The organism is Streptomyces sp. SAS_281 (assembly GCF_052542855.1).
Genome location: NZ_JBMNDO010000174.1, coordinates 1 through 12,748, shown reverse-complemented (window position 1 = coordinate 12,748; position 12,748 = coordinate 1). Strand labels below are relative to the sequence as shown.

At 71.3% G+C, this 12,748-nt stretch carries 14 protein-coding genes and 1 rRNA gene; 3 read left to right on the top strand and 12 right to left on the bottom strand.

Annotation, left to right across the window (positions count from 1 at the left end; all coding sequences use genetic code 11):
* From ACN6LM_RS35900 to ACN6LM_RS35890, 3 genes are all read right to left on the bottom strand, one after another.
* The coding region (locus ACN6LM_RS35900) for a glutamyl-tRNA reductase (RefSeq protein WP_445069617.1) at window positions 1-954 on the bottom strand (954 nt) is incomplete at its 3' end.
* The gene (locus tag ACN6LM_RS35895) at window positions 951-1,718 is read right to left on the bottom strand and encodes a redox-sensing transcriptional repressor Rex (RefSeq protein ID WP_164398638.1); all 768 of its coding nucleotides are present in this window, start codon (window positions 1,716-1,718) and stop codon (window positions 951-953) included. The genes ACN6LM_RS35900 and ACN6LM_RS35895, both read right to left, overlap by 4 nt.
* 272 nt (window positions 1,719-1,990) lie before the next feature.
* Entirely contained in the window at window positions 1,991-2,266 is a 276-nt protein-coding gene (locus tag ACN6LM_RS35890; RefSeq protein WP_093708273.1) for a glutaredoxin family protein, read from the bottom strand.
* 106 nt (window positions 2,267-2,372) lie between these two features.
* Here ACN6LM_RS35890 and ACN6LM_RS35885 point away from each other — a divergent pair, with 106 nt between their 5' ends.
* The 3 genes from ACN6LM_RS35885 to ACN6LM_RS35875 all read left to right on the top strand — a co-directional run bounded on the left by ACN6LM_RS35885 (window position 2,373) and on the right by ACN6LM_RS35875 (window position 5,805).
* Complete coding sequence (locus ACN6LM_RS35885; protein ID WP_445069616.1) at window positions 2,373-3,302, top strand: HAD family hydrolase; 930 nt, start codon at window positions 2,373-2,375, stop codon at window positions 3,300-3,302.
* 301 nt (window positions 3,303-3,603) lie between these two features.
* Window positions 3,604-4,380 carry an ECF subfamily RNA polymerase sigma factor, BldN family gene (locus tag ACN6LM_RS35880; protein WP_383303249.1) on the top strand — a complete coding sequence of 259 codons (777 nt, stop codon included), beginning with the start codon at window positions 3,604-3,606 and terminating at the stop codon, window positions 4,378-4,380.
* A gap of 225 nt (window positions 4,381-4,605) precedes the next feature.
* On the top strand, window positions 4,606-5,805 hold the full coding sequence (locus ACN6LM_RS35875) for a DUF5667 domain-containing protein (RefSeq protein ID WP_445069615.1): 1,200 nt from the start codon (window positions 4,606-4,608) through the stop codon (window positions 5,803-5,805).
* Window positions 5,806-5,829: 24 nt separating this feature from the next.
* Here the strand turns inward: ACN6LM_RS35875 and ACN6LM_RS35870 are convergent, their stop codons facing one another.
* The 9 genes from ACN6LM_RS35870 to rrf all read right to left on the bottom strand — a co-directional run.
* The gene (locus tag ACN6LM_RS35870) at window positions 5,830-6,855 is read right to left on the bottom strand and encodes a lysophospholipid acyltransferase family protein (RefSeq protein WP_445069614.1); all 1,026 of its coding nucleotides are present in this window, start codon (window positions 6,853-6,855) and stop codon (window positions 5,830-5,832) included.
* Between the two features lie 15 nt (window positions 6,856-6,870).
* Entirely contained in the window at window positions 6,871-7,950 is a 1,080-nt protein-coding gene (locus ACN6LM_RS35865) for an NAD-dependent epimerase/dehydratase family protein (RefSeq protein WP_445069613.1), read from the bottom strand.
* Window positions 7,951-8,086: 136 nt separating this feature from the next.
* Window positions 8,087-8,185 carry a 30S ribosomal protein bS22 gene (locus ACN6LM_RS35860; protein ID WP_003948845.1) on the bottom strand — a complete coding sequence of 33 codons (99 nt, stop codon included), beginning with the start codon at window positions 8,183-8,185 and terminating at the stop codon, window positions 8,087-8,089.
* Between the two features lie 110 nt (window positions 8,186-8,295).
* Entirely contained in the window at window positions 8,296-8,508 is a 213-nt protein-coding gene (locus ACN6LM_RS35855; protein WP_018104376.1) for a helix-turn-helix domain-containing protein, read from the bottom strand.
* 127 nt (window positions 8,509-8,635) lie between these two features.
* On the bottom strand, window positions 8,636-9,451 hold the full coding sequence (locus ACN6LM_RS35850; RefSeq protein WP_445069612.1) for a phosphatase: 816 nt from the start codon (window positions 9,449-9,451) through the stop codon (window positions 8,636-8,638).
* Window positions 9,452-9,547: 96 nt separating this feature from the next.
* On the bottom strand, window positions 9,548-10,720 hold the full coding sequence (locus ACN6LM_RS35845; RefSeq protein ID WP_445069611.1) for an acetoin utilization protein AcuC: 1,173 nt from the start codon (window positions 10,718-10,720) through the stop codon (window positions 9,548-9,550).
* Window positions 10,689-11,891 carry an MFS transporter gene (locus ACN6LM_RS35840; protein ID WP_445069610.1) on the bottom strand — a complete coding sequence of 401 codons (1,203 nt, stop codon included), beginning with the start codon at window positions 11,889-11,891 and terminating at the stop codon, window positions 10,689-10,691. Before ACN6LM_RS35840 ends, ACN6LM_RS35845 begins: the two co-directional genes overlap by 32 nt.
* Before the next feature lie 42 nt (window positions 11,892-11,933).
* On the bottom strand, window positions 11,934-12,578 hold the full coding sequence (locus ACN6LM_RS35835) for an HAD family hydrolase (protein ID WP_445069609.1): 645 nt from the start codon (window positions 12,576-12,578) through the stop codon (window positions 11,934-11,936).
* Window positions 12,579-12,649: 71 nt separating this feature from the next.
* Window positions 12,650-12,748 (bottom strand): 5S ribosomal RNA (gene rrf, locus ACN6LM_RS35830); the annotation flags it as partial.

Sequence of the window (12,748 nt, the reverse complement as noted above, 5' to 3'; positions counted from 1 at the left end):
GAGGTGGCCGGCCCCCACGTCGATGTCGCGCGGCATGGCGAGGTCCAGCAGCGCCAGGCGCTCGGGCCCGGTGGACTGGGCCGGGATCAGGCCGCTCGCCGGATCGGGTACGTGGTCGAGGCCGAGCGCCCCGGCGACGCTCTGGGCGGTGAGCACGAGCCCGGTGGCACCGGTGCAGGAGACGGCGATGTCGGCACGTGTCAGTTCACCGGTGACGTCGGCCATCTCCACGGCCCGGGCGCGCACCCCCGTACCGCCGGGCTGGTTCAGGATCTCGACCAGGCGGTCGGCGCGGGCCCGGGTGCGGTTGGCGACGGCGATCTCGGCGACGCCGGAGCGGGCCAGCGTGGCGGCGGCCAGCGAGGACATGGAGCCGGCGCCGATGACCAGGGCGCGCTTGCCCTTGGCCCAGGCGGCGGTGTCGGGGCCGTCGGCGAGCTGTTCCAGGCCGAAGGTGACGAGCGACTGCCCGGCCCGGTCGATCCCGGTCTCGCTGTGGGCGCGCTTGCCGACGCGCAGGGCCTGCTGGAAGAGGTCGTTGAGCAGCCGCCCCGCGGTGTGCAGCTCCTGGCCGAGGGCGAGCGCGTCCTTGATCTGGCCGAGGATCTGGCCCTCGCCGACGACCATCGAGTCGAGCCCGCAGGCCACCGAGAAGAGGTGGTGGACGGCCCGGTCCTCGTAGTGCACGTAGAGATACGGAGTCAGCTCGTCCAGACCGACGCCGCTGTGCTGGGCGAGGAGCGTGGACAGCTCGGCGACGCCCGCGTGGAACTTGTCCACGTCGGCGTACAGCTCGATGCGGTTGCAGGTGGCGAGGACGGCCGCCTCGGCGGCGGGCTCGGCAGCCAGGGTGTCCTGGAGCAGCTTGGCCTGGGTGTCGGCGGCCAGCGAGGCGCGTTCCAGGAGGGAGACGGGGGCGCTGCGGTGGCTCAGACCCACGAGGAGGAGGCTCATGCCGGCATCACGGCGGGCATGTCCCCGTCGGGTCCCTTCCGGCCGGTGGTGGTGGCGCGCACGGGCGGCGCGGCCGGGTCGGGCGCGGTGTCGACGCCCTCCTCACCGGCCTTGCGCTGCTCGTGGAAGGCGAGGATCTGGAGCTCGATGGACAGGTCCACCTTGCGCACGTCGACGCCCTCGGGCACGGAGAGGACGGTCGGCGCGAAGTTCAGGATCGAGGTGACCCCGGCGGCGACGAGCCGGTCGCACACCTGCTGGGCGGCGCCGGGCGGGGTGGTGATCACGCCGATGGAGACGCCGTTCTCGCTGATGATGCGGTCGAGGTCGTCGGCGTGCTGGACGGGGATGCCCGCGACGGGCGTCCCGGCCATCGCCGGGTCGGCGTCGATGAGCGCGGCGACGCGGAAGCCGCGCGAGGCGAAGCCGCCGTAGTTGGCGAGGGCCGCGCCGAGGTTTCCGATGCCGATGATGGCGACCGGCCAGTCCTGGGTGAGGCCGAGCTCGCGCGAGATCTGGTAGACGAGATATTCGACGTCGTAGCCGACGCCGCGCGTCCCGTACGAACCGAGATAGCTGAAGTCCTTGCGCAGCTTCGCGGAGTTGACCCCCGCCGCCGCGGCGAGCTCCTCGGAGGAGACCGTGGGGACCGAGCGCTCGGAGAGCGCGGTCAGCGCGCGGAGATACAGCGGAAGTCGGGCGACGGTGGCCTCGGGAATTCCTCGGCTACGGGTCGCCGGTCGGTGATTTCGGCCAGTTGCCACGGTGCTCCTGCGGGATGAGCGGGGCTTTAGGCGGCCGTATGTCCCAAGACCGCCCCGTCGAATGCAGGCTATGTCTTTGTGAACGCGTGCACAAAGATTGTGTCCGGTTTGTCCGGTCAAAGTGACCGGGGTCACGCACATTCGTCGCGCGATCCAGGAACCATGGATCGCATCAGCCCGTTGCGGGCCCGAAGGGGGCAAAGCGGTACACACTCCTCACGACTACGCCCCCGAGACCACTCAAAACGCCCACGATGGTAACCGGGTTTCCCTCAGGAAAGCAGCGCGCTGCGCAGTCTCGCCGGGTCGACCCGCCAGAACGTGTGCTGTTCGTCATCCACGAGCACCACCGGGATCTGCTCCCAGTACTCCCGGTACAGCTCCTCGTCCCGGGTGATGTCCTTCTCCTCCCAGGAGGCGCCGGTCTCCTCGCAGACCGCCCGGACCACCGCCCGGGCGTCGTCGCAGAGGTGGCAGCCGGGCTTCCCCACGAGGGTCACCACGCGCTCGGCGGGGTTCTTCTTCCTACGACGCAGCAAGGCACTCATACCTCTCATTCTCGGCCCTCTCCCGGAGCCCGCGGACACCAGGAGTTCACACCGCGGCACCACGGTGGAACCGGAAGGACCGGGCCGACTGGCTATGCTCGACCGCATGGCCGCTCTTGGATGGCTCACCCCCCGAAGGCGTTCCGCCACGGCTCGCAGTGTGCTGGCCGGCGAGGCGGCGGCGGAGGCCGCGCGGAAGTCCTCGCTGGAAGCCGGATCCGCCGAGGAGACCGGGCCGGAGGAGCCCGAGTTCCCCGTCGTCGGCGACGAACGGGCCGCCGCCTTCTTCGACCTCGACAACACCGTGATGCAGGGCGCCGCACTCTTCCACTTCGGCCGCGGCCTGTACAAGCGGAAGTTCTTCGAGCGCCGCGAGCTCACCCGGTTCGCCTGGCAGCAGGCGTGGTTCCGGCTGGCCGGGGTCGAGGACCCGGAGCACATGCAGGACGCCCGCGACAGCGCGCTGTCCATCGTCAAGGGCCACCGCGTCTCCGAGCTGATGTCGATCGGCGAGGAGATCTACGACGAGTACATGGCCGACCGCATCTGGCCCGGCACCCGCGCCCTGGCCCAGGCCCACCTGGACGCCGGCCAGCGGGTCTGGCTGGTCACCGCCGCCCCGGTGGAGACCGCCACGATCATCGCCCGGCGGCTCGGCCTGACCGGGGCGCTCGGCACGGTCGCCGAATCGGTCGACGGGGTGTACACCGGGCGCCTGGTCGGCGAGCCCCTGCACGGACCCGCGAAGGCCGAGGCGGTCCGCGCCCTGGCGGCGGCGGAGGGCCTGGACCTGGCGCGCTGCGCCGCGTACAGCGACTCGCACAACGACATCCCGATGCTGTCGCTGGTGGGCCACCCCTACGCGATCAACCCGGACACCAAGCTCCGCAAGCACGCCCGCGCCCGCGACTGGCGGCTGCGCGACTACCGCACCGGCCGCAAGGCGGCCAAGGTCGGCATCCCGGCCGCCGCCGGCGTCGGCGCCCTCGCGGGCGGCACGGCCGCGGCCGTCGCCCTGCACCGCCGCCGCCGCTGACCGCTCGCCGCTGACTCTCCGCGCTCGCGTGCGTCAACACGGCACACCCTTTTCACCGGCCACAACCCGTCGCCCCCGCAGACAGATTCCGAAGCAATTCGATCAGCAAGCGGTCACGAGGTGCGACTTGATGCGTCGAAAAGTTGGCACAGAAGCGACGCAATCGATGATTTGTGCAACTGGGCGTAGTGCGGCCTGTACGAAGCGTTATTCTCCTCAAACGCATTCCGGACCCGCCACTCACTACGACGAGTGATGGTTTCGCACTGCTCGTGATGGAAGCTCTGCCTCTGGGAGTCCCGTGTACCCACACGTCGGGGTTGACGCCTCGGGCCTGGCTACGCTGCGCGCATCAGTAGCCGAACGCATGCGCGGCTTCGTCCCCACCGCGTACGCCGTACCCGCATTCGCCGCCCCTGCACCTGCCGGCCCCTGCTATGCCCTGGCCGAACGCGCCGCGGCGGTCGGAAGACGCGGCAACCGCGGGGCGGCGACCGCCGCCCCCGTCCGGCGGCCCGCCGCCGACAGCGACAGCGCGCGCATGATGGAGCTCGTCGAGCGCGCCCAGGCCGGCGAGGCCGACGCCTTCGGACGCCTCTACGACCAGTACAGCGACACGGTCTACCGATACATCTACTACCGCGTGGGCAGCAAGGCGACGGCGGAGGACCTCACCAGCGAGACCTTCCTGCGCGCCCTGCGCCGCATCTCCACGTTCACCTGGCAGGGCCGCGACTTCGGCGCCTGGCTGGTCACGATCGCGCGCAACCTGGTCGCCGACCACTTCAAATCCAGTCGTTTCCGGCTGGAAGTGACCACCGGCGAAATGCTCGACGCCAACGAGGTCGCCCGCAGCCCCGAGGACTCCGTCCTGGAATCCCTCTCCAACGCCGCGCTCCTCCAGGCCGTGCGCCGCCTCAACCCCCAGCAGCAGGAGTGCGTGACCCTGCGCTTCCTGCAAGGGCTCTCCGTCGCCGAGACCGCCCGCGTCATGGGCAAGAACGAGGGCGCGATCAAGACCCTCCAGTACCGCGCCGTCCGCACCCTCGCCCGGCTCCTCCCGGACGATGCCCGCTGACGGCTCCCCCCGCCGGACCGGACCCGGCGTCGCGTTCCTCACACACTGGTCCGATCATCTTTCGTGCGTAACCCAAGTGCCGCGCCACTCGTTGTGCCGGTTGCAGGCCCCCTGTCGTCACACCATGTCCGCAGACGCTCACTCGTTCGTGTGGAAGCGCTCAAGGTGTGCAACCTTCCGGATCCCCAGGGGAGTCGACCGTCATGACGAGAGGAGGTGCCGCCAGTGATCGCAAACGTCTCGGCACACCGGCGGGCGAACGCCTTCGCCCAGGCCCTGGAGGAGCAGTCGCTCCGCGGTGCGGCGGCCGTACAGCCCGAGGACCCGGCCGAACAGGCCGACCAAGGACCGCTGTTGGCCCTGGCGAACGGCCTCGGTGAGCTGCCGAAGCCGGAGTTGGACCCCGAGGTCAAAGTGGTGCAGCGAGCCCAGCTCGTCGCCGCCATGGAAGCCATGTTCGCCGAGGGGGGCGCGTCCGCGGACCCTACGGTGCCCGAACAACGGAGCAGGGGCAGCCACCGCGCCTCCCCGCTCCGCAAACTGCGCCCCAGATCCCGCTGGTCCAAGGGCCTTGCGGCCGGCGGGCTCACCGTCGGGGTTGCCGCCGGCGCCTTCGGCGGAGTGGCCGCCGCCAGCTCCGACGCCCTCCCCGGTGACTCGCTCTACGGCCTGAAGCGCGGCATGGAGGACCTCCACCTCGGCCTCACCCGCGACGACACCGACCGCGGCGAGATCTACCTCGACCAGGCGTCCACCCGCCTCGGCGAAGCCCGCCGGCTCATGGAGCGCGCCCGCTCGGGCCACCTCGACCACGAACAGCTCGGCGAGATCAGGCGCACGCTCAACGGCATGTCGCACGACGCCACCGAGGGCCACCGCCTCCTCCACGCCGCGTACGAACGGGACGGCGCCCTGGGTCCGATCCAGACCCTGGACTCCTTCTCCCGCTCCCACCGCGACACCTGGGCCGGTCTCCGCGACCGCCTCCCCGTCCAGCTGACCGACGTGGGCAACCAGGTCAGCTCGGTGTTCGACGCCATAGACCAAGAGGTCGCACCGCTCCAGTCGCTGTTCCCGCGCGCCCCGGAGAAGGGCCCCGAGTCCCGCCGCTCCGACTCCACCGGCACCGGCGCGGCCCCCTCCACCGACACGCGCGCCCCGTCGCCCTCGTCCTCCGCCCGCCACGAGGACGGCGGCGGTACGGGCTCCAGCTCGTCCCCGCGCCCCTCGGACGCCGCCTCCAGCCCGGCCGACGGCCTGATCGGCGGCGGCACGGACGGCCTCTTCGACCCGCCGTCCCCGCACCCGACCGGCCCCTCCGACGCGGCCCCCAGCTCGACGCCGTCGCCGGACATCACCATCCCGCCGCTGCTCCCGGGACTCATCGGCGGCCTCGGCATCGACGCCGAGGACGAGCGGGGCTGACCCGGCCCCACGGTGCGGCGGCGGTCAGAAGAAGACCGACCGCCGCTGCACCAGCAGCTTGTACAGCGTGTGCTGGATCTGCTCCCGTACCTGGTCCGTCAGGTTGAACATCAGCATCGGGTCCTCCGCCGCCTCCAGCGAATAACCGTCCGTCGGGATCGGCTCGCCGAACTGGATCGTCCACTTCGTCGGCAGCGGCACCGCCCCCAGCGGCCCCAGCCAGGGGAACGTCGGCGTGATCGGGAAGTACGGGAAGCCCAGCAGCCGCGCCAGCGTCTTCGCGTTCCCGATCATCGGGTAGATCTCCTCCGCGCCCACGATCGAGCACGGCACGATCGGCACCCCGGCCCGCAGCGCCGTCGACACGAAGCCGCCCCGCCCGAAGCGCTGGAGCTTGTACCGCTCGCCGAACGGCTTGCCGATCCCCTTGAAGCCCTCGGGCATCACCCCGACGACCTCGCCCTTGCGCAGCAGCCGCTCCGCGTCCTCCGCGCACGCCAGCGTGTGCCCCGCCTTCCGGGCCAGCTCGTTGACCACGGGCAGCATGAAGACCAGGTCCGCCGCGAGCAGCCGCAGATGCCGGTCCGCCGGATGGTGGTCGTGCACCGCGACCTGGAGCATCAGCCCGTCCAGCGGCAGCGTCCCGGAGTGGTTGGACACGATGAGCGCCCCGCCCTCGGACGGGATGTTCTCGATGCCCTTCACCTCGACCCGGAAGTACTTCTCGTACACCGGCCGCAGCAGCGACATCAGGACCTGGTCGGTCAGCTCCTCGTCGTACCCGAACTCGTCCACGTCGTACTCGCCGGTGACCCGCCGCCGCAGGAAGGCGAGCCCGCCCGCGATCCGCCGGTCCCAGGCGCCCCGTCCGGACGCGTCACCTCCGCCCAGGCCCCCGGCCTCAGGCACGGCGTCCTGGGCGCCCGTGGGCCCCGGCAGGGCGCTCACCGACCCCGTGCCGCGTACCGGAGACCGCCGGCGTCCGGCACGCGGCACGCCTCCCGACCGCGAACGGTCGTCGTCGAACGGAATGACCTTGGCATCAGCCATCGTCGCTGCGCTCCTCTACCTGGCGCTCGGAGTCGGGTGGCTGTCGTCGCCGGAGCCGGGCCCGGCGATCCGGGGCACGCTCGCGGCCACGCGGTCCACGGCCCGGCCCACCGCCAGGGGCGGCAGCAGCCCCGGCGCCCGGCTGCGCGCGAAGGCCGCGAACGTCTCCCCCGTCGTGTACCCGGGCGAGAACCCCAGCGTCTCGCGCATCTGGACCGTGGAGACCACCCTGCCATGGGTGAGCAGCCGGATCTGCTCCGGCGAGAAGTCCGTCATGCCGACCGCCCGCAGCGCCTGCCCGACCCAGGTCACGGCGGGCAGCAGCATCGGCACCGTCGGCCGTCCCAGCCGCCGCGCGCACTGGGAGAGCAGCAGCACCCCGTCCCCCGCGATGTTGAACGTGCCGCTGTTCAGCGTCCCGCGCCTGGGCTCGGTCGACGCGATGGACAGGACGTCCATCACGTCGTCCTCGTGGACGAACTGGAGCCGGGGGTCGTACCCGAAGACGGTCGGCAGCACCGGCAGCGACAGATAGTCGGCGAGCGGCGAGTCCGCGTCGGGCCCCAGGATGTTCGCGAACCGCAGCACGCACACGGCCACGTCCGGCCGGCGGCGGGCGAAGCCCCGTACGTACCCCTCGACCTCGGCCGCGTCCTTCGCGAAGCCGCCGCCGGGCAGCGACTTGGGCGGGGTGGTCTCGTGGAAGACCGCCGGGTCGCGGGGCGCCGAGCCGTACACCCCGGTGCTGGACTTCACCACGAGCCGCTGCACGGCCGGGGCCTTCTGACAGGCGCCGAGCAGCTGCATGGTGCCGATGACGTTGGTCTCCTTGACCGCCGTACGCCCCTGGGCCCCGAGCGCGAAACCGCTGACGTCCAGGTGGACGACCGTGTCCACGCCGTGCTCGGCGAGCACTCTGGCGACGGCGGGCCCGCGGATGTCCGCCCGTACGAAGACGGCGTCACCGAGCTCGTGCTCCGGCTCGGCCGCGTCGAGGGCGATCACCCGCTCCACGTCCGGATCACGCTGGACGCGCCGGACGAAACGGCCGCTCAGCTGCCGGGCCGCTCCCGTGACGAGCACGACCTTCCCCAAGATCAGCGCCTTCCGTCGGTCTCCCGTATTCGGTCGGTCAGGACGTCACCGTAACCGGTGGACACCCCCGCACACAGCACCGCAGCCCTCCCGCCGGGAACGGCGGAAGGGCTGCGGATTCACGAACTGCGTTCGCTTACTTCTTGTTGCGACGCTGAACGCGCGTGCGCTTGAGCAGCTTGCGGTGCTTCTTCTTGGCCATCCGCTTGCGCCGCTTCTTGATAACAGAGCCCACGACTACCCTCGCTCACTTCTTCTTCACTGGTGCGGGGCGTCTGGGCCCACACGACCTACGTCGGCCTAGCCTACCCGCCACCGCGTGAGGGACGTAATCCGAGGGGAATGTCAGGCCGATGCCACCCCCACGAAGGACTCGCGCAGATACTCGTGAACCGCTTGCTCCGGCACCCGGAAGGACCTGCCCACCCGGATCGCCGGCAGATGACCGCTGTGCACCAGGCGGTACACGGTCATCTTCGACACCCTCATGACCGAGGCGACTTCCGCCACGGTCAGAAACTTGACCTCGCTCAGAGGACTCTCGCTGTCAGCAGCCATGACTCACCTGTACCTTCCGCACGAGACGCGCACCGGCTTCCCCTCCGGTGACTCTTCGTCGTTGTGCGCTCACTGCCCAGGTTAGGGGCGGGTGGTACGAGTGGGGAAGAGGAGAGACGATCGGCCGCTACTGTGACAGACACGCCCGATTGAGTACATAGCGCGTGAGCGGCAAGTAGTAGGCGGACCGCACCGCGTCGTCCAGCGGAACGGCCACCGCCACCCGCCCCTCGGCCTCCCCGACGAACAGCGCGGGATCGTCCGTATCGGCCAGCCCGATCGCCTCGATGCCCAGCTGACCTGCCCCGCAGACCCATCCGTGGTCCCCGACCACCAACTCCGGAACGGGCCCGCGCCCGGCCGCGGCGGCCTCCAGCGCGACCCGTACGGGCAGCGGCGAATGGGAGTGTGCGCCGGTGCCACCACCGGCCGCCCCCGCGCCGGGTTCACGCACCAGCGCGACACCCCGTACGTAGTCGAGGTGGTACGTGCGTACGCCAAACCGAGTCGTTATGTCGATACATCGTCCCTGCGCCGGAGTGAGAACGGGGCAGCCGGCCGACGACAGAGCGTCTGCGAGCGCCGCGTAGAAACCGATCAGCCGATGCGGATGCCCCGTGCCGAACAGCACCGGCACCCGCCGGGCCGCCGCATCCGCCAGCCGTACGGCGAACGCGTCGAGCCCCGCCACCGTCCGCTCCGGATCGATGACGTCGGGCCCGGACACATGCGCGGGATCGCCCGAGACCCCGCACCTGTCCGCCATCAGCTCCAGCAACTCGCGCTCGCCCCAGCCCCGTTCGGGGTCGAGGCCGAGCGTCACCCGGGGGTCCCTGGCCGCGAACAGCCGATAACTCCGCAGGCTCACCTCACGCGAGGTGGCCACGGGCCCGGCCAGCCGGGCCGCCAGCAGATGCGCACGCAGCGCTCCGGTGCTCAACACCCCACCGATGCTGCCCCACCCGCCCCGCCCAGGGGCCAAAAGCCCGATTACGCCCCACAGTCGGCGTAAACCGTGCTCGACCCCGTAACCAACCCGTCAGGTGAGCAGCCCGCGCAGCGGGAACGCCGCCCGCCGCGTCGCGAGCACCGCCTGGTCCAGCCGGTCCGCCGGGTCGTACCCGTCCTCCCACGCCGACCACGACGGCGTCCGCCCGTCCGTCATCCGCGCGGGACCCAACTGCCGGGTCCGCGCGTACACCTCGTCCCGCCACGACGACGGGATCACCGACTCCGGGTCCACCGGGGCATGAGCGGCGATGCCCACCAGATGCGTCCAGGACCTGGGCACCACGTCCACCACCGCGTAACCGCCGCCGCCGAGCGCCACCCAGCGCCCGTCGTCGGCGTACGTGTGCGCCAGGTCGTGGCACGCGGCCATCACCGAGCGCTGCGCGTCCAGCGAAACCGCCAGATGCGCCAAGGGGTCCTCGAAATGCGTGTCCGCCCCGTGCTGCGTCACCAGCACCTGCGGCCGGAAGTCCGCCAGCAGCTCGGGCACCACCGCGTGGAACGCCCGCAGCCAGCCCGCGTCCCCGGTCCCGGCCGGCAGCGCCACGTTGACCGCCCCGCCCTCGCCGCTCCCCGCCCCGGTCTCCTCCGGCCAGCCGGTCTGCGGGAACAGGGTGCGCGGGTGCTCGTGCAGGGAGACCGTCAGGACGCGGGGGTCCTCCCAGAAGGCGGCCTGCACGCCGTCGCCGTGGTGGACGTCGACATCGACGTACGCGACGCGCTCGGCGCCCAGCTCCAGGAGCCGTGCGATGGCGAGGGCCGGGTCGTTGTAGACGCAGAAGCCGGCCGCGCCGCCGGGCATCGCGTGGTGCAGCCCGCCGGTGAAGTTCACGGCGTGCCGGGTCTCGCCGCGCCAGACCGCCTCGGCGGCGGCCACGGACTGCCCGGCGATCAGCGCGGACACCTCGTGCATCCCGGCGAACGCGGGGTCGTCCACGGTCCCGATGCCGTACTTCTGGTCGGCCGAGCGGGGGTCGGCGGACGCGGCCTTCACCGCCGCCACGTAATCGGGGCGGTGCACGAGCCGCAGCGTGGAGTCCCCGGCCGGCTTGGCCGCCACCACGTCGACCGCCCGGTCGAGGCCGAACGCCCGCACCAGGCCCATCGTCAGGGCGAGCCTGACCGGGTCCATCGGGTGGCTCTCGCCGAAGTCGTAGCCCGTTACTGCGTCATCCCACATCAGCTGTGCGCGGCCGCTCATGCCCGCCACCGTATCGGGCGGGTTCCGCGCCGAACGACTTGGCGTACAGGAGCGTCGCCAGCACCAGCACCATCGGGACGAGCATCGCGCCGCGGTAGCTCCAGGCGTCCCCGAGCGCCCCGACGAGCGGGGAGCCGACGAGGAAGCCCACGTAGTTGAAGATGTTCAGCCGGGCGATCGCGGTGTCGCTCGCCCCGGGGAACATCCGCCCGGCCGCCGCGAAGGTCTGCGGCACGATCACGCACAGCCCGAGCCCCAGCAGGGTGAACCCGAGCATCCCGGTCCACGCCCCGCCGGCCACGGCCACCACAGCGAACCCGGCCGCCGCCAGCACGCTCCCGCCCCGCACCACGGCCACCGCCCCGAAGCGCCGCACCCCGAGGTCCCCGACGGCCCGCCCCAGCAGCGTCGTCACCATGTAGACGTTGTACGGAACGGTGGACAGCTGCTCCGAGCTGCCCAGCACGTCCTGGAGGTACTTCGCGCTCCAGTTGGAGACCGTCGAGTCCCCGATGTACGCGAACGCCATGACCAGGCACAGCGGCAGCAGCAGCCGGAAGGAGACCGCCCGGGCCGCCCCCTTCTCCGGCTCGGCACCCGGCGTCCCGTCGGTTCCCTCGGCGTACCACCGGCTCCCGGCGAACGCCGCGGGCAGCATCACCACGACCGCCGGAAGGTACGAGACGAGCAACGACAGGTCCCAGTGCGCCCCGGCCCACGCCATCGAGGCCCCCGCGATCCCGCCCAGGCTGTACGCGGCGTGGAACCCGAGCATGATCGAGCGCCCGTACGCCCGCTGGAGGCTGACACCCATCATGTTCATGGACGCGTCCAGCGCGCCCACGGCCAGCCCGAACACCCCGAGCGCGAGGGCGGCCTGCCAGAGCTCGCTGCCGGCGCCGACGCCGAGGAGCGCGAGGAGGACGACGGGCTGCGTCCACCGCAGGACCACCCGCGGCCGTACCCGGGCGACCATCTTCTCGGTGAGCACACTGCCCACCCCGGCCAGGATCGGGACGGCGGCGAGGAACACGGGCAGCAGGCCGTCGGATATCCCGTAACGGTCCTGGATCGCGGGGATCCGCGTCACCAGCAGGGCGAAGGTGGCCCCCTGCACGAAGAAGCTCAACGCGAGGGACGCCCTGCCGTGCCGCAACCGTGCATCTGTCATGGCGGCGAGCGTAGAGCCAGTTTCTACCCGTGGGTAGACGCGTCAGGCAAGCAATTCCGGCAGCTGGCTCATGTCGGAGAAATACCCGGTCACACCGGTCAGCCGGTCCGCGGGCATCATCGAGGTGAACCCGTAGACGTCCATGCCGGCGGCCCGCGCCGCCTCGACCCCGAGCGGGCTGTCCTCGATGACGACGCACCGCTCGGGCGCGACGCCCATGCGTTCGGCGGCGAGGAGGAAGAGGTCGGGGGCCGGCTTGCCCCGGCCGACGTCCTCGGCGCTGAAGATCCACTCCTCCTCGAACCACTGGTCCAGCCCGGTCTTCCGGTGGCTGACCCGGATGCGCTGGTGGCTGCTGGAGGATGCGACGCAGTACGGGACGCCGTCGGCCACCAGCTTGCCCAGCAGGTCGTCGACGCCGGGGACGGGCTCCAGCTCCTCCTCGAACGCGGCGAAGATCCGCGAGTGGAGGGTGACGTCGAAGTCGTCGGGCAGCTTGGTCCCGGTCCGCTCCTGGACGAGGTCGTGGACGCGGTGCACAGCGGACCCCATGTAGTCCCGCAGGGACTCCTCGTACGAGGTGGGGTGACCCAGCTCCGTGAGGTAGCCGGCCAGGATGGTGTTGGAGATCGGCTCGCTGTCGACGAGCACACCGTCGTTGTCGAAGATGACAAGTTCGTAGCGCATGGCACGACTTTAGAGGGTCGGAACGCGAAAAAGCCCCGTGCCACAAGGGCACGGGGCTTTTCCCGAAAGGAGTTCGGCGGCGTCCTACTCTCCCACAGGGTCCCCCCTGCAGTACCATCGGCGCTGAAAGGCTTAGCTTCCGGGTTCGGAATGTAACCGGGCGTTTCCCT